Raw genomic sequence first — 21,589 nt, 5'->3', positions numbered from 1 at the left:
GGTAATCCTAGGTTTGTCTGTATTCCGAAATTCAGACCGGCCTCGATTTAAAGTCCCGGGATCACTGCAATTCGGGCTGCACTTGACGCAATACCGAGAGCGTCCTTGAGGTTGCCCATCGCGATTTTCGACTTCGAAGCGAAGACGACAATCTTATCGCCACCATAAATACGTGGATTACGGCTCTTGCCACCACGAATCTGCTCCATATTGTAATTAGCAACCAATGTGTTTGGACCGATATTGCGATAGACAAAGATCTTTTTTGCATCTCCAATCGTATTGAACCCTCCAGCGAGGGCAATCGCGTCGATGAGAGAAGAATTGCTCGACACCGGATAGATACCAGCCTTATTGACTTCGCCATCGACGGTTATGCGCTGTCCGATCGACTCCTTGACGAAAATCGTCACGTCGGGTGACTGCAGGTATTTGGCGCCGTAGGCGGTTTCGACTTCCTGCTCTAACTGACGCACCGTTTTCCCGGCGGCGGTGATGGTCCCGATAAGCGGAAGCGAAATCTGTCCGCTGGAGTCGACTTGAACGGTTCTGTTCAAATTGTCTACCTGGAAAACATTCACTTCGAGCACATCATTCGGAGACAAAGGTTGCTCGCTGCCGTTCTGGGTGTTTTGCGGCGCAGGCAGATCCTTTACCACCTGCAGAGCACCACCGCCCGCAAGTGGCGTCGAAGATGACGTCAATTGCAACGCATCGACCGAACTCGAAGAAGTGGGTGTCGTCGACGAGGTGCTCGTGCATGCCGACATTGCAAGCGAAGCTAGCAAGGCGAGTGTTGTGCCTATGTTGCTTTTTGCGAAACGAACAATCACCATCACGCTATCCCGCCCTTGAACAAGCGGCTCAATCCTCCAAAGCGCCCGGCGTTGCCGGCGTTTGTTTTATTCGGACGTGCTTTTCCGACCGCCTCGATGGGCCGGTTCGCCAATATTTCGCCTGGACGTTTCAACACCATGTTGCGGGCCTCGTCTTCCCCACATCGCTTGGCAGCAGCAGCAACCGCCTTAGAAAGTCCAGGACGGCGGCGCGTGGCGCTATGAGTATCCGATGCGATGATATCCACCCTGCCCTCGTCAATCAGCTTTTCCGAATAATAAAGCGCCGTGCGTCCAAAAGCACCAACAATCGAGTCTGCGGTAAGCTGGATAAGGCAACCGACCGCATTCAACCTCTCGATAACCTCGTAATTCGTTTTGATCCAGGTCAAACGCTCCGGATGAGTAAGAATCGGAATGAAACCGGCGTTTATGAGGCGTAGGGCAAGATCCTCCATTCGTGGAGGTAAGACATGATGCGGCGGTTCGAACAGAAAATAGCGGGACCTGTTCAAGGTCGGTACGCTGCCCGCCGCCAATTGGTCCGGAAGATCCGGTGCTATATGAACATCGGCGCCGACGTAGAGAGCAAGTGGTATTGCGGCGCTACGCAGCGCCTGGTGCAACTCTTGGACCGCTCGGACAATATTCGATGTTCCGTTCTCGTAAACGCCCGGTGTCACGTGTGGCGTGCACGCCATGTGGGTCGTTCCGTCTGCGACTGCCAGCCGAGCCATTTCCAGTGATTCGGCAAGACTGGGCGAGCCGTCGTCGAGGCCGGGCAAGATATGGGAATGCAGATCGATCATGGGCGTTTGTGACTGCAACGAAGCAACGTGGCGACGTCATCCCCAAAAAGTATAAATGCGTCACCCGCAAAACGGCGAATGACGCATTTGTCAAGTTCACGCGATATGATGGATGCCAGATCCCGGCTACTGGCGGACAGAGTTGTCGTCATCATGCAGGCCGATGATCAGCGCCGCACCACCGACAACAGCTGCGCCTTATGTTTCGAGCGCTACACACATGCCGCCCTCCACAGGATTCACTTTGATCGTCGCGTTTGCGGGACGTCGCATCCGAAACTTGCACCAACACGCAGCAGCGAAAATTGAGATTCGACCATTTTTCCTAAATCGAGCGGCACTTCGCCCTTCATCCCGGCATGTTCGCCAGCCTCAGACATCCGCATGTCGCCTTGGCTAACCGATCCTACTGATACCGCGGCCACGATACCAGCATACACGCCAGCGCCGCTCTGTCGCCAACAACAGACACAGCAGAAGCGCCACACGCCTCTGCTGCCGTTGCCCTATTTACCGGCCGACTTAGTCGCTAACGGCGTGGCCGTGATCTTTGTCCGCCGTTGCAGCCAGAACACCGGCCCCAAGAGCCATGCCGCCAAAAATGAAGAGCGGCGTGTTGTTGTTTGTGTTAGGATTGCCCGTCTGAGCGGTCTTCTCAGAACCCAGGACATTGAGGCAAATCTTGTTCTCGACCCGCGAGATATCAAGCGTCGAATTCGCCGGAACGCTCAGATTGCAGCCACCGACCTGAACCGAAGCCGAGCCCTTGGCGCCAACCACGACACGACTGCCGAAATCCAGCGCGCCGCCCGCTTGCGCCGGGCCGTAGCCAGCCACCTGCGAGACCATTACGTCGCCATTGACGCGGCCGAGCGATCCAATCGGATTTACGCCGTTATAGGCGGTTGCACAGGTGCACGACCCGTCCTGCGCGAAAGACGACACCGGGGCGAAGCCGGTCAACACAACAACTCCGGCCAACGCACTTTTCAAAACTAGGTTCATCCGCATCAATCCTTCTGTCCCACGTTACCTGAGGCCCGCACAACCGCTAAGGTACTCAAAAGCGCGTAACAGCTTTCTGCGCCAATTCCAACCCATTTCGCATATGCGAGATAATTTTTGGTTTCGGTGTGGTTGATAGAACACACCGTCAGAATATCGTAACGAGCCATCTTTACAGCCGGCTAATAGCGGGCTACCGGCGACCGATCTGGCGCCACAGTCGCTCAGACACACTACACAAACCCTTGTAATCGACAATGTCGTGACATCGTCCGTCCAGCCTTCTTCCATTCGAGGCAAGAATTACGAGCCTGGCGCGCAAGACTTGTAGGTCGAGCCCGCCTGCGCGGGCTGCCCGCACAGAATGCCTGCCTCGACGAGCTTTGCAGCCAGATCCGTACCGTCGGAGGTGACGCACTGCACGACGACGGCGTCACGGAATTTCGGCGCGACATTGCCGTCGCACGGTGTCCCCAAGCCTACGGGTTTGCATGTCAATGCGAGTCCTTGATAGTCCCGGCGCATGGACTCGGTGACCATGACCCGCATTGACGGGGGCTTGGCAAATGCGACGCCGCACAGCACGATCTTGCGGCTGGCGACCCGCAGATCGTCGATTGATTGGACGTCAAGCTTGCCATCGAACGATGTGGGGACATCCACCGGCTTCGGCGCCTGTGCGCGAATATTCGTTCCCTTGTTGATGGCGATGAAAAGAAAGCCGCCCGCAAACCCCAACGCTATGAACGCAAGTACGGCCATCTTCCCGATCGACAATTCCTCACTCCCGATTCAACAATCAACGCGCGGCGGTTTTGGTCTTTTCAAACAAGGCAAGCAGTGCTGCCGCATAACCCCGTCGGCGGACCTGTTGCCGGCCTTGCAGCACGGTGACACTGTCGCGGACAACAGTCGGCTGCCGCCCGATTTCAAGGAGACGCTGCGCCAGGATTTCGGCGTTGTCCGGCGGGAAGAAGAGCGCGTCCGGAGCCTGCTCGCGATGCAGCCGGATGTCGGACAGCAACATGGGCGCGCCCAGCGATTTCGCCTCTTCAACGGTGGTCGACCACCCCTCGAAATGGGACGGGTTTATCAGACAGTCCGTTGCACCCATCAGGGCGACGACGTCGTCATAGGGGATCAATCCGAGGTGTCGAAAATGGCTCTCAACCCGATACGTTTGCGCCAGGCCCATCAGACGCTTGAACAAGGTCGGATCGCGTGGGTCGGTCGTGCGCCCCGTGAGGACTATCGGTGGCACTGAACCCAACGCCCCAAGCCGGTCTATATGCCTCAACGAGTCGACAACCAGTCCGTGATTCTTGTGGATCCAAAACTGGTTGGGCAGGAAAAAGAAGCGCTCGGGCAGATCGTGCGCCCGGCGTGCGGCTTCGGTGCGCGCCATGACGGCGCCTGGATCGACATCGATGGCGAAGCGCACCACGGCAGTCTTGCCGCGCGAGGCCGGGTAGAATGTTCCGCAATCGGCGAGCGCATCCTCGCTCGAGAGCATTATCGTGCGATTGCCGGACGTCTGCAGACGGAACCCGAGTTCCCTGCGCCACCAGGCGCGACGCGGAAACAGATGCGGTAGGCGACGGTGCTGAAAATCCGGAATCCACGAAATGACCGGCAGTGGAAATCGGTTGCCTAACCACTGAGCGACTTCAAATACGAGATCGACAGCGTGTGCGACCATAAGATCGGCAAAAGCCCGATCGCTTCCGCCAGCGAGTGCGATCAGCCCTCGCTTGCCGAGCCCGGCGCCTATCACCCGCTCATCAACGATAGCGGGCGCAGCCAACATATGATCGAAGGACGCGCCAACAGTTGAACGCTGCTCGGGTGTGAGAAACAGCTTCGCCTGAACCCTACCGCCCAACTCGGAGGCGATGACGCTCAACATGTTGCGTAGATAGGACTCGCCGCCTGACCAGGATCCGCGGCCAATGAGCGTGAAGCCGACGGTAATCAAGGCGCAGCGCAGCGCAGACGGTGGACCGGTTCGGCGAGAATTTCAGCACGATACCAATCGACATAGCCGGCAATGCCCCTGCTGAGCGGCACCTGCAACTGGAGTCCGTCCGGGACGCCGGAGGGATCGGAGATCAGATTGACAGGGTCGCCGGGTCGGGACTCCCCAGAAAACGAGAGGCGATAGTTCCCGCCCCAGGCTTCCAAGACCATCGCGGCAATCGTCCTGACGGACGCGGCGGCGCCGGCACCGCCGTTATAGACGGCAAAGCTTGCCGCGTTGGCGGGCAAGACGCGATGGATCAATCGCACGACATCCGAGACATGGTGCCAATCGCGCATTTCCGCTCCGGTGCCACCAAGCACAATGTCGGTTTCGCCTGCCGCGAGCCTGCCGCAGAGATCCCAGAGAAGTTGCTTGCGCAGCCCCTCGCCATAGACAGAGAAAAGCCGTGCCACCGAGACCGGTTGCCCGTATGCCGCGCGATATGACCGGCCCAGCTCCTCAACCATGCGTTTGTGGTAGCCGTAGGGGGAGTAGGGATCAAGCGTGGCGTCGACCCTGATCGAGCCGACATGCCCGCCACCATAGACCGCAGCGGAAGATGCAAGAACGACGGGTGCATCGGGTGCGTGATGGCGCAGGAAATCAAGGACACAAGCGGCTGAAACGACGCTTTGTTCAAAATCCCTCAGTGGTTCGGCAACCGACTGGCCAACCGTTGCGCCTCCCGCCAAATGATAGACGGCCGCCGGGCGGCCGTGCGCAGCCAGAGCCGCATTCAACGCTTCCTCGGTTACGCCGCCGGAAAAAAATGCACCGCCGGTCGTGGTCACGAATCCGGGTGCTTGTCTTCGGCCGAAGCCGACAACCTGATGCCCCTCATGGGCAAGGAACCGGGACAGGTGAAGGCCGATGAAACCACCGGCTCCAGTCACCCAGACAGGTTTCGCCTCTTTCAGCCGCATCACCAATCAACCCTTCCCTTGCTTATGGCAAAGGAAAGAGACCAGGCGCCCGGGCCGGCGGTCAAGCAATGCCGCTGCTCCAGCAATGGCACCGAAGGGCAGAGGCGACAGCGCCCGGCGGACGAGCCTCGACAGAGGACCGAAGGCCGCGGCGAGCCTCTCGCGAATTTCGGCTGCTGTCGTCGGGTCATAATTCACAACCGATTGGAAGGAGTTCATTTCACAATCGATCGTCAGCCCCGCCCCTTCGAGCGCAGTGCGGTAGTCTGCCAGCGTGAAGGCATTCTCCCCGCCGTAGAGATGATGCAATGGATGAGCGCGCAGAAACGGTTCCAGTTGTTTCGGTCCGGAAATCACATGGTCGCGCAACGACAGGAACGTCGCGCCATTGCGGGAGAGCCGCACAACTTCGCGGCAGAATGCCGGCAGGTCATGCGCATGATGAAGCACTTGCCTTGCAACGACCAGATCATAGCCGGCGGCCGACAACGGAATAGCTTCGCCGAACGCCTCGATCACATCGATGTTCGTGCCTGTCTTCTCAGCAAGCGTCCGGATTGCAGCAGCACCGACAAGTGCACTTGGATCGGGTTCGACGGCGGTAACCAACCAGCCCTCGCGCGCCAGGGCATAGGAGAGGATGCCGTTGCCGGCGCCGAGATCGAGAGCACGGCCGGCCTTGCGCGGGATCATGCTCCGAACCGCCTGAAACTCCGCGCTTTCGTAGTAACGCCGCGCCGCAACAACCGGATCATCGAAATATGCGGCGCGGGCCAGATCCTTCATCGACGGCTCGTTCATGCACCAGCGAACGGCATCTTCCCAGGTCATGGCCATTTCAGGCATAGAGACGACCGATCTGCCGGATCACCTGGGCCGGATTGCCAGCAACAAATGTGCAAGTCGGACGCGTCAAGACGATCTCGATCTCCCCTTCAGATGTGCCCGCACTGTGCGTCGCCATGCTAGGTTGACGAGCCCTACGGTACCTTTGGTCATAGGCCTTCATGCTTCGCGGTCCATTATTCCAGAGGGATGACCCGAACTCTAAAAGAGACAGGGCCTCGCCTCGATCAACTTGCAGCGGCGCGTCGATCACGCTTCCGTCAAGACGTTGTCCGAAGCTCCCAGCTACGCTACCGTTTCTCGACTCGTCAAGTTCAGCTTATAGGGATTCAAATCGTGCAAATTTCGGCCGCGCAAAAATTCGCCAATTGGCGACGCTGGATACCGAGCGTAATGTTTTTCAAGACAGTGTTTTGTATGTTGTGCCTTTTGGCCGGCGTAGTGCCCGCGACCTCGCAGACGCACACGCCGTTCAAGCTTTTCGAAGCCATACGGTTCATCGGCGGGCCCAATTTCCAGGCGTTTGGTTTCGAACATCTTACGATTGCCGACCCTCATGTTCTCGGACCGGATGTTCCTGATGCCGGCCAGGTGCGGCAAGCGCTGGCTTTGCCGAGGACCAATGAATACCTCAATATCGACATCGAAAGCTGGCCGTTGGAAGGTCCCGATCAGGCATCATCCCTGGCGAAATACCAGAAGACGCTCGGCGCGTTCAAAAAGGCGGCCCCGAACGTCAAGATTGGGCTCTATAGTGTTTTGCCGATCAGGGATCATTGGAGAGCGATCGGCCACAATGGGCCCGCGGCCCTGAACGACTGGAAGCAGCAAAACACGGTTGTTGCTTCCTCTCTCGTCCCTTACGTCGATGCGCTCTTCCCCTCTCTCTATACATTTTACGGCGACAAGGATGCCTGGGTCGCCTACGCGAAAGCCAACATCGGGGAAGCGCGAAGGACAGCACAGGGGAAGCCGGTCTATTGCTTCCTATGGCCTCAGTTTCACAAGACCATTGCCTTCCTGCCAGGCGACCTCTGGTATGCTCAACTGGACACCTGCAGAAGGCTGGCCGACGGAATCGTGATCTGGGGCACGATGCGTGGCGGCCCACGGGATGGGCCTGCGAAATGGGAAGAAAAAGCGGAGTGGTGGCAGGCTACCTTAAAATTCCTTCGAGAGCAGGGCAAGATTCGCTAGGCTGACTCGCTTGTTACTTAGGCGCGAGGGAGTATTGGGCTAGAGCCAGAATTACAACGAAGGTTCAAATCGTCCGCTACACCAATTGGACAAACCGCTCAAACTGATGTTTCTTGCTGTATTCCTCACGCATGACGCGATTGCCGGCCCAACCGATCCTGTCCCAGCTTCCGTCCTCCAGCCGACGTTCGATTGCCTTCGACGCCTCCTGCGGCTGGTCATAGACGACCATGGTTTCTCCATTGCGCATCGGTGCGGGATAGTTGCCGCCATCAGAAATCAGCAGCGCGCCGGCACCCATCGTTTCGAAACAGCGCATATTGCCGCGGTCCGGGCCCGCCATGTCGATTGAGGCGTTCACCACGACCTTCGCCCTTCCGAGTTCGGCATACATGGCGCGGCCGAATACCGGAGGCGCACTGACGGCACGAATCAAGCGCGGCCGGCGGACCGCTCGCAAAGGGCCGAACCAGCCAAGCGGCGTCTCGGCGAGCGGTGTATAGCGCGACAGATCCAGATGGAAAACGACCTTGCGACGGTCGGAGAGTCGCGCGACCGTTTCCAGAATCTGTCGCCGACGCTGGTGATGGCGGCTGTAGCCGCCGAAGAAGAGCACATCGACATCCCTGCTCCGGTTTGCGGCAACGGCATCGAGCTCCGGATCGTGGGCCGGAAAGAAGTGAGCCGTCTTGGCCCCCTGCTCTTCCCAGAGTCTTCGCATTGACGGGAAATTGCAAACGACGAGATCATATCCCGAAAAATCGATCCTGCCAGGCGCAGCGCGCCAGGCAATCTTTCGCTTCACATGCCCCGGCAGCCGACGCACGAAAGAGCCGTCGTAACGAAATGGATCAAGATTGTAGAAGATGTCGGACCTGTGATGCTCGATCTGCGCAAGAAGGATATCGGCCAGCGATGCGTCTTCGCCCAGCCCGTTTTCGATCGCCCATGCCCGCTGCAGCGATTCGTCATCTCCGTTCGTGAAAAACGCTTCTGGGCTGCCTGCGAGCGCCGGCAGCAGAATATGCGACGCCCCGTAGCGGTCGTTCAGAAACACTTCTCTTTGACGTTCGAACCCGCGAACTCCCTCCGTAAGCCCAGTGAGTCTGGCCCGATAACTTGTCGAGATGCCAGAATTTTGAAAAATACGCATGGCAGTTCCTATTTGAATTTGGTCTCGGGTTCTGGGGTGCTGATAGGGACACGGCATTTAGCCGATATGCCGGAACTTCCACCTTAGTAAGCGCGAATTTCCGCATTGCGAGCTTTGGCAAGGAATCCCTGATATCCATACCAAAACGATATCGTCAGAGCGGAGGTGACCCAGAAAACTGAATTTCCCCATAGGCTGCCGCTTGCCATGCCGGCGATCGCTTCCCTGATGAACAGCACGGCGGCCAGCACTGCAGCGAGCGGGAATTTGCCGGACCGAATGATACCGACCGTCGATCTGAGCGCCAAGACTATGTGAGCCGCAAATGGCAATGACCCCAGCGCGCCCATCGCCATCAGGGATTCAAGATAGATGTTGTGGGGATAGAAGTTGAACTGCATCTCGACTGCATAACGCCCGAACACCGGATTTTCGAGAAACTGTCTCCAGGCTCCAGCGAACAATTGGCTGCGTATCATTGTGGATTGATCGGCATCCACGTTGATCGTCTGAAGTCTCGCAATGACAACGTCGATGAGCTCCACGCCGCTGGTCGCCAAAATTGCCATGGCGACAACCAATGCTCCCAAAACGGCGAACAATCTTTTTGAGCCTTTAAGCAATAGTATGTATATCAATATAGATCCAGCGCCAGCAATATAAGCACCGCGAGACTTCGAGAATACAACAACAAGCAATAACATCGGTCCAAGCACCATAGATTGGATCGTCAGTTTTTTTGTCTTTCCCAAGATAAGGAAAAAGTATATCAAGAATGCGAAAGCTGTATGCCCCATCGCTATGGGGTTTATTTTGTCCATAGACATCCTCTCGCCTTGGGCCGCGAAGAGCACGTCTCTATTGAGATAGAGCCCAATCAGAAAGACGACGCAAAGCGCGTTCATGACAAGAATCATATCCGTGTTTCTTATGGCCCTATCCATGGATGCGATAATAAGCGTTGCGCCGACACTGGACACCAGGAAAACACTGAATACCATCATAGGACCTGGCGATATGTTTATCGAAGACAAGTAAACATTCTCAACAAGTCTGCACAGATAAAGAAGAAAAAAGAGCTTCATTGGAAGAAGCGCGGCCGTTGACGACCTCAATTTTGACGGAAGAAGCACATATGAGCCAAACGTTATCAGAACGATGGCTAACCTTACGAGGATCGACCCGGTACTTCCCTCTGGATCGAACCTGTTTACCCACCCGGCAAAAGCGTACACGCCACAGATTGCGAGCGCGAACGCCGTCGCAGGAGAAAACAAAATGCGCCGGTCAACGTAACCTTTCAAACGTGCAAATCGGGGGCCAAACCCTGCTCGAGCGAACCCGGCCGGTGTGTCGAAATGAGTATTGGCTCTCTGAGTCATGGGACTAGTCCACCCACGGCGAACCTAACGCGATTGGCGCACACCGATTTCTGAATGTCCGCCATGCACGTAACGGAACGTTTGCGTCTCGCTTCTGCGCGGTTGATGAATCGAGCCCGACAGCTGTCGACGACCCTGGTCGGAGGCGCGGTATTCGGCGGTTGTGCATTTTAGCTTCCCCCCGAAGCCGACGGGGCTGAGGGTTTTTCAGCTACAAGTAGATAACCCATCGGCATGCTCTCGCGCGTCGCCAGCCCTAATTTCTCGACGGGAGGCAACGCTCGCATCAGCCCGGTAAGCCAGTAGACAGAATCGGCAATCCAGGGCCGAGTTGACACCGCCTTCGTGGCAAGATCGGAAAGAACATCTGTGACGCCGCCGTAGGATGACAACTCGATTGTACTTAAGCCAGCCTTCGCCGCCATCCGGTCCAGTGCAAAACGGGTGTAGCGATGGTAATCGTGAGGGACTTCGTGCAGCCAGTAAAGGAACGGCGCGCCGAGTATCAGCTTACCGCCAGGCCTCAAGGCCCGGCCTGCACTGTCGAACAATGCCTGCGGCGTATGCAAATGTTCGATAACATCGCTGGCGATGATCGTATCGAAACTCCCTTCCTCCAGGCCCAACTGCTCATTGAGGTCCGCGAACAGGTCGACATAGGCAGTGCCATGTGTGCTGCCCGGCCAATCGACGCAGAACACATCACTGACATAGTCGCGGTAGATCCCGTAAAGCGGAACCGCCCCACAGCCCAGATCGGCGAGACGGCCCTTAGCATGAGTAGCGATCGCAGTGGCATAGACGGACGCCAGTCGATCGGCGATCAAGCGCGACCGCGCCGGTACCTCCTTGCGATTCGAGCGCCAAACGCCCTTATCCGTCCGTTCGAACTTCGTGGGCTTCCACTGGTCGACATTCTTCATTGAACCTGGCCTTCAGCGAAGTCGAGGGGTTTCGCCATGGCCGGCAGCATCATGGCATGTCGAAGGCGATCGCGCGTGTGCCGTTGCGTGAAATGATCCAGCACACGCCGCCGCCCGGCATGCCCCATCTCGGCAGCACGGCGAGGCTCTTCCAAGAGGCTAGCAAACGCCTTTGCCGTGCTTTCGACATCGTGTTCGTCTACAAGTATGCCGGTCTCACCATCGACAACAGCCTCTGGAATGCCGCTGTGACGTGTCGCCACAACGGGGAGCGCGCTTGCCATGGCCTCCAGGATCGATACCGGCAGGCCTTCCATATCCCCGTTGCGGGCCGTCACGGAATGTTGCACGAAGATTGCAGCGTCCTGCATCATCGCTTGAACAAACTCTGTGCTTTGATAGCCGTGGAAGACGATAGCGTCCGTCAGGTTTTCCTGCCTAACCAATGCCTCGCATCGCGCCATGAGCGGCCCATCGCCAACCAAGTCAAGCCGTACCCCGGGAAACCTTGAAGCGATCCGGGCGAACGCCTCGATCACCAGGTGCGGTGATTTCTTTTCAACGAACCGCCCCACGAAAAGGAGCCGACCGCTTTCGCGCTTCGATGATGTGAAGCGCTCGGGCAAAACTCCACATGGACTGACATGCAGTTTCTCATTCGGACAGCCTATTTGAAGCAGGCGATTGGCGATGAAACGTGATGGCGTGATGATGCCGTCAGCGCTGGCGAAGAGATGTTGGTAACGACGTCGCCACAAGTGCTTCCTAGGCATCACGGTAGAATCCGCCCCATGGGCATGGGCGTACAGTCGCACGCCGGCGCGGCGACAAGCGGGGGCAAACAGCGCACCCATCGTCAGATACTCGACAAGGGCGGCCTCCACATTGTGGGCCTTGAAAAATTCGACAACTCTGTCTTCATCCCTCCTCGACATCCCATCACGGACATACGCAAGCCAGCATAGGCGCGTCACATTGGCGACGCGGGCAGGTAGCCGGCTAAGCGGCGACGGCCGCGGAACCCCGGAAAGAACTGGATAGCCGAACTGATCGGAGCCATCGGGGCCCTGGCAGACGAGCACAGTCTCACCGGGCGCAAGGTGGCGAACATGATCTCGGATAAAGGTCTCGGAAGGCGTGTTGAAGAATTGCGAAACAACCGCAATCATGACACCGTCTCCGGCTGCAATTCCACCGGTGCAAATCTGTTTTTGAGAATACCGACAGTGGATTGAGCACTGTCACGCAACTCAAGCGTCCCCCGCCATGATTTTTCTGTTATCGATTCCTGGTCCTGCCACCAGCGCTCGACAAGAGCGCGAAAACTATCCGGCTCAATCTTATCGATGAAAGTTATGTATTCCTGCAAATCAAGCGACTGGAAAAGATCCGCGGTTTTCCTCTCATAGCAAATCGGCAAGACTGGAACGCCGCGGCACAGACACAGAATGCACATATGCATGCGTGTGCAGATAGCGCCATCGAATTCATCGATCTTGCGAAGCAATGTTTCAGTGTTCCTGAACTGCGAATCGACGACTACGCTGTCTCGAACGTGATCTGGTAGGTATTTCAAGACATCTCGCGCTGTATCCGAGTCGTTGAAACGATACTCGGGAATCCCCTGACAAGTCGAAACAAACGTCACTTCGGCCCCAGCCTCCTCCACCAGCCACGCTGCGGCCCGAGCTACCGACTGGTGGTACTTCGCTCGGCCAACCTCCAAGCCTCGTTCCCCGAAATCCGCCCATGGCCGCACCGAAACAGCGATCCTTGGCCGCCGTCCCGGCGTCCCAGCCCGCGATGCTGCGCGACGTTTCTCGATCTGGTTCTGGTCCGTCAGAACGAAAACGCTGTCTGCCACTGTCTCAATGTTACCTGTGTATCCGGTGAGCTCTTTCGCAAAAGCCATGGATTTTTGGTCTCTGACCAGTATGAGTGGGCTTTTTCTCAGAATGATCGCAAGTCGGCGGAAGATGCGATCGTCGCCAAACGGACCCATAGATTGCGTGAAAAAAATGGGCGGCTTTCCGAGATAAATGTCCCTCGCATATTCTGGCAGACGGAGTGCAACCGACCCAAGATGTTTCTTTGAAAGGTATGTGCCACCCGTCGAAACAATAAGATCTGCGGCGATATATTCCCGCAAAGCCCGAGCCACCGCTCCTCCATATCCAAGATATTTCAACCATCGAAGATACCGCTCAACAAAAGTCATTGCGATTACAATCGAATAAATCACCTTGAACTCTAGCCGTCCTTTGGTCAATCTATTCACCAATCGAACAGCTATGCTCTTACGAATCTGCGCGGAAGGAAAACAAATAAATTTGCTTTCCGGATAATACTTTGCAGCGACTTTCTCGTCCATGTCCGCAAAAACGACCTCAACATTGTCTCCGAACGCGGTCCTGAGAATGCGTTTTGTTGCGACTTGGATCGCGGCGTCTCCGCCGTTCAAAAAAACCGTGGTTTCAACAATTATTTTCAACGATTTAGGTCCTCTGACGTTCGTCTTTGTCCAGAAAAAGCCGCATGTCCCCTAACATGGAGCCGGCGAAACGATACGGAGCAACGACAAAAATTGCATAGATTGCGATCGTGATGGTCGAGTTCAACACGATGTTGCCCCCGACTGGCAGAGATAAGGTGTCAGATGAGAGGCCGAACGAAATCCCAGAAAAGTGAAACAAGGCGACGACCGCAACATAAGCAAAGAAGAAGGGCCCCGCCGCCTTCATAAGGTCCGCAAATCTTAGCTTTGTATCTCTTGTTGCATAAATCCAAAGTACTGGGGTAAATACCCATGACGTGATAGACCACGCAAGCGCAACTCCAGAGGCACCCCATTGAACAGCAAATAAGAAGGCCGCAAAGCGAATAGCCGACGAAAATATGGAAAATATAAATAGCTCGCGAGCTCGACCCACAGAGATGAGCGCCCAGCCACCAAACTGACCGGAAATACTCGTAATCAGGGACAACGAAAGTACCATCAAAATAGTACCGGACTTCGACCAGTTCTCTCCATAAACGAGCGCTACAATTTGTTCCGCATTGATGGTAATGAGGATACACAATATCGTGTTCATCATGAGTGTAAGTCGCATAGCGCTGAGGTAGGTTCTAGCCCACTTGTCGGGCTGGGTTTGGAGTCGGCTCAGCATTGGAATGATAACCGAGCCAATTGGTCCACTGACGAGCGTTATCGGCAACATGAACAAAGAATAAGCGCGGGTGTAGAATCCGAGTTCGCCGGGACCGGATTTCCAGCCGATCAGCACATTGTCAGATTGGCGGTTGATGTAGTTTGTGAATTGGGATCCACTGTAATGGATTCCAAAATTAATGGCCGATCTTGCATTTTTCCAATTCGCGACCTTGGTCGGACGCCAAGGTGACAGCGTCCACTGGGCGACCGTGCCAACCAAAGCCGTGGTGAGCGTCGCCGCAGCGAGGGACCAGTATTTGAAATCCCAGCCCCATGCCATTGCAATACCGACAGCAAATCCACACAAGAGACTGCCAAAATTCACACTTTGCAATGACATCCAACGCATGTTGCGAACCAACAGCGCTTTGTGCTGCGCACCGGTCGCAGTGATCGGAATGGCTACCGCCAGAACCAGGATAAGGTGAAAAACGCGAGAGTCATTAAAGAGCCAGGTTGCGACCGGCGCCATCAGCCATGTCAGCGGCATGAGAGCGAAACCGACGCCAAGATTGACGAAAAATAGAGCGCTGATGGTGTCATGATCAACCTCCTTGCGCTGGATGGTCACCATCGACAGACCCAAGTCGGCGAAGACTCCGACAAACGCCGTGGCGGACGCCGCCATGGCCACCAGACCGAAGTCATCGGGCTGGAGCAAACGTGCCATCAGCGCCATGTAGCCGACTTGTGTGAGAAGAATTAAGGCCTGGGTGCAGAGGGCTATAATCCCTCCAGATGCCGTGCGTCTCCCGAGATCGCGCGTTAAATGCTCATTAGACAGTGCTGAATCTATCGATGTATCAGAACGATCGGATGGGCCCTTCGTCACAATAACAGCCCACTGCGCAATTGTCGGCTGGTCACGGGGCCATTCGCGTAGCTAGGTGGCATATGCCGCAATCTGCTTCGCCCGCCCCCTTTAGCGAAACAACATACTATGGTCATGCAGGACGTTATCACCAAACCGTTGCCGGCCATCGGGGCGATGTTGAGGAAACAGTTCATCATTCACTCGACCCCACATGCGCGGGTATCCAAGGAACGTATTACCTTGCAGGGCACGCCGCCCGCCAGGCAATCCGGCGGGATGTCGGAGGTGACGACGCTCCCGGCCGCAATGACCGAGCGTGCACCAATCCTCACCCCTTTCAGGACCGTCACGTTGGCGCAGAGCCAGGCATCGTCCTCGATTACGATTGGCGCGGAAAGTGTACCCCGCCCTTGCCTCCGGTCCAGATAATCGACGGCGTGAAAATCGGTGTCAAAAATATTGCAATTCACTCCGACCAGAACATTATTTCCAATTGCTATGTTCTCGACACAAAAAATAGACGCTCCGGAAATTCCAACATTATCCCCTATGGAGAGTTTTCCTGATGACCCAACAACCAGCTGAGTGGGATGATTTATACCGGCTCGATTGAACCTGGATTTACTGACGATAGTTACGCGATCTCCGATCTCGAGGACGCCCGCCCCTCCTAGCCCAACTGGCCCGAGAACGGACAAGCGACGAGGCCTCTTTCTGCCCCTCACCGCAAACTGAAGCGTTGCAAGTGCACTCCAGAATAGGCGCTCAGTTTGATCAAGTAACTTAAAGGGGGACATCAACGGCCTGATTCTGACAGATCGCGATAAAGTTTTTGAATTGCCGCGACGTTTTGATCGATGTGGAACCTGGCCATAGCGAACTGGCGTGCGCTCCGTCCCATAGCGAGGCGGGTATCGCGCCGGCAGAGTTTTTCAAGCGCTTCAAGAAGACCGCCGGAACAGGACATTTCAAAGCTCAAGCCGGTTCTACCTTCTTCGATCAGTTCAAGCAAATTCGGCAAGCGGGTGACCAAGCCCGGGCGTCCTGCCGACGCTCCTTCGAAAATGCACCGAGCACTGTGACTTGTCAGAAAGGGTGCAATTACGACGTCACTGGCCGTGAGAACGGGAACGATATCATCTATGAATGGCATGGCGCTGCACCGGCGGCTTGCGTTTATCGCCTCCAATGCTGCTTTTCCATAGCCATCTTCGTATTTTCCAAAACCGGCGAATACAAATCGAGCGCATTCGGGAAGGTTTGCCTCAAGCGAGTTGACCGCCTGAACGAAAGGCAGAATGCCATTTGACTCCGCAACTCGTGACAATGACAGGAATACGACATCGCCCTCTGCCCATCCAAATTTTCGCCTCAATTCAGCAACGCCTTCGTCCGGCGTACGGAAGAGACTGCTGTCGACACTATTGTAAACAACCGATCCGGGGGTGGCGGAAGGGCCAATGCTATCCAGACCGGCTTTATCGATAGCAACGAAATAATCGACGTGCGTCTTATTTAAGTTGCGAAGAATGTTACCCCACCAGTTGTGCAGAATCGGTTCACGGACATGAGCAATAACGGGGATTGAGGGATCGGCGTGATGCGCGCCCTTGGCGGCGGCTACCATACAGGTGGAATTCAGGTGAACAATGTCCGGTCGTATGTCACGGACTAGCTTCCTAGCGCATCTAACGAGAAGCGGAAAGGACAGTATCGCGTGTATCTTCGATTTCACGTCCTTGCACGGCGCGACTGTCGATCCATGGAAAGGTCGAATGTCCCGCTCCTCAATTACCTCCGCGCCGGCACCTTCGAATAAGTCGCGCACGCCGGAATTGCCGGGGCGAAGCGGCATTGCCACTATTGGAGAGAATTCCTTGCGATCCAGCGATTTTATCAACAATGCCAAACTCTTCGGCGCACCTCCCAGGGCGGTCGCATGATGGAAATACAATACTTTCTTCACCATTTATGAGCAGCCACAATGCCATGGTCCGGGTTATAAGATGGGGCATCAGGCTTGGTCATGCCGCTCCCTCGAAGAATCCGGTGCTGGCATGCATGACCCTTCCAAGGCGCGCATTGTGAAGGAGATGAAATCACTGCGCCACGACCCTATCCTTTGCTCACGTTCTTTTGTTGCCGCCGTGCCCCGGTCTGCCTTGGCAATCTTGTTTAGTTCAGTTGCAGCCGCGTGACAGTCGCCAAAATCGATCGCATGGACCGGAGCGTCGAACTTCCGAGCTGCCGTCTCGATCAACGAGCCACGGCGCACAATCGCGGGAACGCCAAATTGCAGCGCCCGGCCAAAAACTCCCGACGCCTGATCGTATCTCGGATCGTAGCAGGCCCACACTGCGTCAGCGACACCATAGAGGCTTTCCCACTCGGCATCGGTGAGCCGCCGGTCAATATGAATTCCTCCCGTCGACCTGAACCGAGAAGCCAATGCCTGCTCCGAATTCGCCGTCCCAGCGCTTATGAAACACAGCCGTTGGGCGATATCCGGATTGGCCTCGAGAATTTCAACCATGAAGGCAAAGCCTTTGTGCACCGAGGCAGCACCAAGCCAGCAGACAATCGGCCGACCAGCAGCCAGGCGGTGGACTTCAGTCGCGACCGGCGTATCGCCGGGTCGTCTCAGGATGTGACCATTGTGCATGTCCCACCACTGCGGATCATGGAGCCCGACATTGACAACGGTGCCGTATTCCGGAGCCAGACTGAGGGGTATGATACTCGCGACCGTGACCTTTGGCGCATGCTTCAGAACAACAAAAACGCATTTTTTGAGAAACCGCCTGAGGTTGAAGGCTCCGAAGCAGGACTGCGGCCCCAAGAACAATGCAACAGTCGCCCTTCCGAGAGCCGCCCGTCGAAGAGCTATCGAGGCAAAAGAAACCAGTTCGTCATCGAGGGTCGCAAAAAAGAGACGATCGGCCGCCAGCAGTCTTTTTTTAAGAGCCCGCGACATTGGCTCCATTACAGGAGACAGGCCCAAAACCGGTCCCAACAGGTCAGCATAAGATTGCCTGTGTCCCGAACCCGATTTCACATATATGATTCCCATGCTTTGGTGACGAGGCTCTGCTGCACTTCCGATATCTGCATTGGACGGCTTGCTGTCGTTCACGGCGTACCGTCCCGCTTCACTGCGTCCGATGAAACGCCGTCCCTATCGAGCACCGCCAGGTCTCTATCTCTTGGACTTGAGAGGTTGTTTGGACAAGAATTGTCCCAACTTCCGTGCCGGCTTTGCAATAAGCGCGTAATCGACCGGACCTGAACCCAACCACCGGCGCCGGGAACGCAGGGCTTCCAGATTATGCCCGATGTGCGAACGCAAGCTCCTGGTGCTGGCTCCTCCGATCATCATGTCGACGAGGACCTGATCGATCGTCGCGATCCTGAATCCATGGAGTTCGACGGCTCTCAGCATCCAGTCGTAGTCGGAGGAGACTTTGAGCGCCAGATCGAACAGCCCGTTCTTTTCCGCAACGGCGCGGCGAACATAGAAGGTGGGGTGGGCAGGCATCCAGCCGGAACGGAATCCATCATGAGGCCTTGGCTCTGCCCGCCAGCGGCGGACTACCCGCTTGCTCTCATGATTGTCGACGAAGTCGAGGTGGCCGTGGACAATGTCGTTCTCGGCAAGGACCTCGCTGATCCTGCCGAGCACGGAAGCGTCATGAAAGGCATCGTCGGCGTTAAGGGCGCCGATCCCCTCGCCCGTGCAAAGTGCCAGGCCCTTGTTCAGAGCGTCATACATGCCGCGGTCGGGCTCGCTGATGACCTGTAATCCTTGCCCGGCATAGGAGCGGACAATCGCGAGCGTTTCGTCGGTCGAGGCTCCGTCGATGACGAGCAGCTCCTTGTCCTGGTGATCCTGGGCCAAGAAACTGTCGAGCGTATGACGGATTGTTGCCGCCGAGTTCCAGCAGACCGTTAGAACGGAAATCTTCATGTTCGCGGGACTTTTCGCGCCTACCGGGCCGCCTTGCGATCGCGCTCTTCGTCAAGCCGGCGATGTTCGTATTCGCGTGCCACCACCTTTAGGTCGGACTGAACCATCTCGCGCACCATCTCATCAAGCGACGCCGTCGCCTTCCAGCCGAGGACCCGTTCCGCCTTCGAAGGATCACCGAGCAGGAGGTCGACTTCGGTCGGCCTGAAGTAGCGTGGATCGACCTCGACCAATATCCTGCCGGACTTCGTATCCACGCCCTTTTCGTCGACGCCCGAACCGTTCCACTGAATGCGGACCCCAACCTCGGCGAAGGCGAGTTCAACAAATTTCCGAACGGAATTCTTGACCCCTGTGGCCAGTACATAGTCGTCCGGCGCTTCCTGCTGGAGAATCCTCCACATACCTTCGACATAGTCGCGTGCATGCCCCCAGTCGCGCTCGGCGGAAAGGTTGCCGAGATAGAGCTTGTCCTGAAGGCCCAGGCTGATCGCCGCGGCAGCTCGCGTGATCTTGCGAGTCACGAATGTTTCGCCGCGCAACGGGCTTTCGTGGTTGAACAGAATTCCGTTGGAAGCGTGCATGCCATAGGCTTCACGGTAGTTCACCGTGATCCAGTAGCCATAGATCTTTGCGGCGGCATAGGGCGAACGGGGGTAAAAGGGCGTCGTTTCCTTCTGTGGAACTTCCTGCACCTTGCCATAGAGCTCGGAAGTCGACGCCTGATAAAAACGCGTCTTTTTTGTCAGGCCAAGCAGCCGGACCGCTTCCAAAAGGCGCAGTGTACCGATCGCGTCGGCATTCGCCGTGTATTCCGCGGTCTCGAAGCTCACCTGGACGTGCGATTGAGCGGCGAGATTGTAGATCTCGTCCGGCTGCACTTCCTGGATTATGCGGATCAGGTTCGTCGCATCGGTCATGTCGCCATAGTGCAGTGAAAAATTGACCCCGGTTTCATGCGGATCTTGATAGAGATGATCGATACGGCCCGTATTGAAGGACGACGACCGGCGCTTGATGCCGTGGACTGCGTATCCTTTGGCTAGCAGGAGGTCGGCGAGGTAAGCCCCATCCTGGCCGGTGATGCCTGTAATTAGCGCGGTTTTTCGGCTCATTTCATACCCTTCGGCAGCTTAAGAAACATGACCGCCAAGCATTATCCTGGCGCAGTGTTCGACAGATAAATTTCGATGGTAGCCAAAATCCAGAACGGTCTCTATCGAGATCCGAACCCACTTAGCAGAGTTTTCAGCGTTCTCAACACGATAACGAAATCAAGCCACGGCGAGAAATTCTTGATGTAATAGAAGTCATAGTGCAGCTTCTCGGTCTCGTCGTCGTCCTCCGAGACGTATCCTTGATTCACTTGAGCCCACCCTGAAATTCCGGGACGGACGATATTTCGGTAGCGGTAGAATGGCAACGCCACCGAATAGTGGGATGACAAAACTGTTGCCTCAGGGCGAGGTCCAATCCAGCTCATTTCCGAACGAACGATATTCATCAGCTGCGGCAGTTCGTCAATTCTGCTTCTGCGAAGGAAGCGGCCGAGCCGGGTAACCCTGCTGTCACCCGGCTTGGTGACCGCGAGACTGCGAACGTTTGCCGCCTCAGGTTCACTGACGGTCATCGTCCGGAACTTGTAGACCGTAAAGGACTTTCCGCCGAAACCGAGGCGCTCCTGTCGAAATATGGCGGGTCCGGGAGATTCCAGCCTGATCATCATCGCTATCAACAACAGGAAGGGCGCCAGCACGATCAGCGCCAACAGCGCACAGACCCAGTCAATTGCCTGTTTGATCTTGATATAGGCCTGATTGGGATTAAGCGAGCCCAGCGTGTTCTCGGATAAATGCTCGATTTCGACGCGACCAGTCAGCGATTCGGTGATTTGCTTGACATGGTAGACCGGAACGCCCGCAAGCGCCCGGTCGGCTATGTAGCGCTCCCAATCGCCCGACAGATCAGCGCGCAGATCGGCAACGACGCCATTGACGCGCTCAATGATCATTTCAGGGGATACAAGCCAATGCCAGTTTACCCCGCCTATCTCCTCTAGGCGATCAACGGCGCCGCCTGGAACCACAGCAAGACTGTAAGGGTCAAGGCGCCGGCTTATGATGGTCAAGACAAAGTACCAGAGAATTGACAACGTCAAGCTGCTGGCCGCCTGGAAACCGCTATATTCAATCCTAAACAGGAAAATCGCTAAATATACAATCCCGTAAGAAAAAGCAAATGTCGGAAATATGTAGCCCGAGGCTGCGATGCCCGGGAAATTACCTATACGTCGAAAAGCAAAATAACCTATTGTATGCGCGATAACGCCTGCGAATATGGTAATCTGCAGGTTTGAATAATATAGAATTGATGGATCAAATAAAATCCTCACAAGAACAGGGAGCATGATTGCAAAAGCCAAACCGCCCAGGAGTTGAAACCTGACCCTGTGCACGAGGTGGCGCTGTCTTGGCCGATTCATCATCACTATATTCAAGTTCAAAAT

20 protein-coding genes are annotated in these 21,589 nt (G+C 56.0%); 1 reads left to right on the top strand and 19 read right to left on the bottom strand.

Features of this window, described 5'->3' with window-relative positions; all coding sequences use genetic code 11:
• Positions 1-47: 47 nt before the first annotated feature.
• The 7 genes from NKH16_RS27670 to NKH16_RS27640 all read right to left on the bottom strand — a co-directional run bounded on the left by NKH16_RS27670 (position 48) and on the right by NKH16_RS27640 (position 6,424).
• Entirely contained in the window at positions 48-836 is a 789-nt protein-coding gene (locus NKH16_RS27670; RefSeq protein WP_352902880.1) for a polysaccharide biosynthesis/export family protein, read from the bottom strand.
• Complete coding sequence (locus tag NKH16_RS27665; protein WP_352902877.1) at positions 836-1,645, bottom strand: tyrosine-protein phosphatase; 810 nt, start codon at positions 1,643-1,645, stop codon at positions 836-838. Before NKH16_RS27665 ends, NKH16_RS27670 begins: the two co-directional genes overlap by 1 nt.
• Before the next feature lie 522 nt (positions 1,646-2,167).
• Positions 2,168-2,611, bottom strand: a complete 444-nt coding sequence (locus NKH16_RS27660; protein WP_352902919.1) for a hypothetical protein — start codon at positions 2,609-2,611, stop codon at positions 2,168-2,170.
• Positions 2,612-2,953: 342 nt separating this feature from the next.
• Positions 2,954-3,427, bottom strand: a complete 474-nt coding sequence (locus tag NKH16_RS27655; protein WP_352902874.1) for a hypothetical protein — start codon at positions 3,425-3,427, stop codon at positions 2,954-2,956.
• A 22-nt stretch (positions 3,428-3,449) separates the two neighbouring features.
• On the bottom strand, positions 3,450-4,625 hold the full coding sequence (locus tag NKH16_RS27650; RefSeq protein ID WP_352902871.1) for a glycosyltransferase family 4 protein: 1,176 nt from the start codon (positions 4,623-4,625) through the stop codon (positions 3,450-3,452).
• On the bottom strand, positions 4,622-5,593 hold the full coding sequence (locus NKH16_RS27645) for an NAD-dependent epimerase/dehydratase family protein (protein ID WP_352902916.1): 972 nt from the start codon (positions 5,591-5,593) through the stop codon (positions 4,622-4,624). Before NKH16_RS27645 ends, NKH16_RS27650 begins: the two co-directional genes overlap by 4 nt.
• 6 nt (positions 5,594-5,599) lie before the next feature.
• Positions 5,600-6,424 carry a class I SAM-dependent methyltransferase gene (locus NKH16_RS27640; protein WP_352902868.1) on the bottom strand — a complete coding sequence of 275 codons (825 nt, stop codon included), beginning with the start codon at positions 6,422-6,424 and terminating at the stop codon, positions 5,600-5,602.
• Between the two features lie 351 nt (positions 6,425-6,775).
• On the opposite strand from NKH16_RS27640, the gene NKH16_RS27635 reads away from it, so the two are divergent.
• The gene (locus NKH16_RS27635) at positions 6,776-7,636 is read left to right on the top strand and encodes a hypothetical protein (RefSeq protein WP_352902865.1); all 861 of its coding nucleotides are present in this window, start codon (positions 6,776-6,778) and stop codon (positions 7,634-7,636) included.
• Positions 7,637-7,712: 76 nt separating this feature from the next.
• Here the strand turns inward: NKH16_RS27635 and NKH16_RS27630 are convergent, their stop codons facing one another.
• From NKH16_RS27630 to NKH16_RS27575, 12 genes are all read right to left on the bottom strand, one after another.
• The gene (locus tag NKH16_RS27630; RefSeq protein ID WP_352902863.1) at positions 7,713-8,789 is read right to left on the bottom strand and encodes a glycosyltransferase family protein; all 1,077 of its coding nucleotides are present in this window, start codon (positions 8,787-8,789) and stop codon (positions 7,713-7,715) included.
• Positions 8,790-8,872: 83 nt separating this feature from the next.
• Positions 8,873-9,706, bottom strand: coding sequence for an O-antigen ligase family protein (locus NKH16_RS27625; RefSeq protein ID WP_352902860.1), 834 nt, complete (start codon positions 9,704-9,706; stop codon positions 8,873-8,875).
• Positions 9,707-10,341: 635 nt separating this feature from the next.
• The gene (locus tag NKH16_RS27620) at positions 10,342-11,094 is read right to left on the bottom strand and encodes a class I SAM-dependent methyltransferase (protein ID WP_352902858.1); all 753 of its coding nucleotides are present in this window, start codon (positions 11,092-11,094) and stop codon (positions 10,342-10,344) included.
• Positions 11,091-12,263, bottom strand: a complete 1,173-nt coding sequence (locus tag NKH16_RS27615; RefSeq protein ID WP_352902856.1) for a glycosyltransferase — start codon at positions 12,261-12,263, stop codon at positions 11,091-11,093. The genes NKH16_RS27620 and NKH16_RS27615 overlap by 4 nt, the downstream gene beginning before the upstream one ends.
• Positions 12,260-13,585: a polysaccharide pyruvyl transferase family protein gene (locus NKH16_RS27610; RefSeq protein WP_352902853.1), complete on the bottom strand. Its 1,326-nt coding sequence runs from the start codon at positions 13,583-13,585 to the stop codon at positions 12,260-12,262. The genes NKH16_RS27615 and NKH16_RS27610 overlap by 4 nt, the downstream gene beginning before the upstream one ends.
• 4 nt (positions 13,586-13,589) lie before the next feature.
• Positions 13,590-15,137, bottom strand: coding sequence for a lipopolysaccharide biosynthesis protein (locus NKH16_RS27605; RefSeq protein ID WP_352902850.1), 1,548 nt, complete (start codon positions 15,135-15,137; stop codon positions 13,590-13,592).
• A gap of 179 nt (positions 15,138-15,316) precedes the next feature.
• Positions 15,317-15,916, bottom strand: a complete 600-nt coding sequence (locus NKH16_RS27600) for an acyltransferase (RefSeq protein ID WP_352902848.1) — start codon at positions 15,914-15,916, stop codon at positions 15,317-15,319.
• Positions 15,916-17,088, bottom strand: a complete 1,173-nt coding sequence (locus tag NKH16_RS27595; RefSeq protein ID WP_352902845.1) for a glycosyltransferase family 4 protein — start codon at positions 17,086-17,088, stop codon at positions 15,916-15,918. The genes NKH16_RS27600 and NKH16_RS27595 overlap by 1 nt, the downstream gene beginning before the upstream one ends.
• 45 nt (positions 17,089-17,133) lie before the next feature.
• Positions 17,134-18,252 carry a glycosyltransferase family protein gene (locus tag NKH16_RS27590; protein WP_352902842.1) on the bottom strand — a complete coding sequence of 373 codons (1,119 nt, stop codon included), beginning with the start codon at positions 18,250-18,252 and terminating at the stop codon, positions 17,134-17,136.
• Between the two features lie 63 nt (positions 18,253-18,315).
• Entirely contained in the window at positions 18,316-19,083 is a 768-nt protein-coding gene (locus tag NKH16_RS27585; protein WP_352902839.1) for a glycosyltransferase family 2 protein, read from the bottom strand.
• 20 nt (positions 19,084-19,103) lie between these two features.
• The gene (gmd, locus tag NKH16_RS27580) at positions 19,104-20,198 is read right to left on the bottom strand and encodes a GDP-mannose 4,6-dehydratase (protein WP_352902836.1); all 1,095 of its coding nucleotides are present in this window, start codon (positions 20,196-20,198) and stop codon (positions 19,104-19,106) included.
• Between the two features lie 101 nt (positions 20,199-20,299).
• Positions 20,300-21,568 carry a sugar transferase gene (locus NKH16_RS27575; RefSeq protein ID WP_352902833.1) on the bottom strand — a complete coding sequence of 423 codons (1,269 nt, stop codon included), beginning with the start codon at positions 21,566-21,568 and terminating at the stop codon, positions 20,300-20,302.
• Positions 21,569-21,589 lie beyond the last annotated feature (21 nt).

The organism is Mesorhizobium sp. M1307, from assembly GCF_040318155.1.
Lineage (GTDB): Bacteria > Pseudomonadota > Alphaproteobacteria > Rhizobiales > Rhizobiaceae > Mesorhizobium.
Note: the sequence above shows the minus strand (reverse complement) of the source record. Positions and strands in the feature narration are given on the sequence as shown.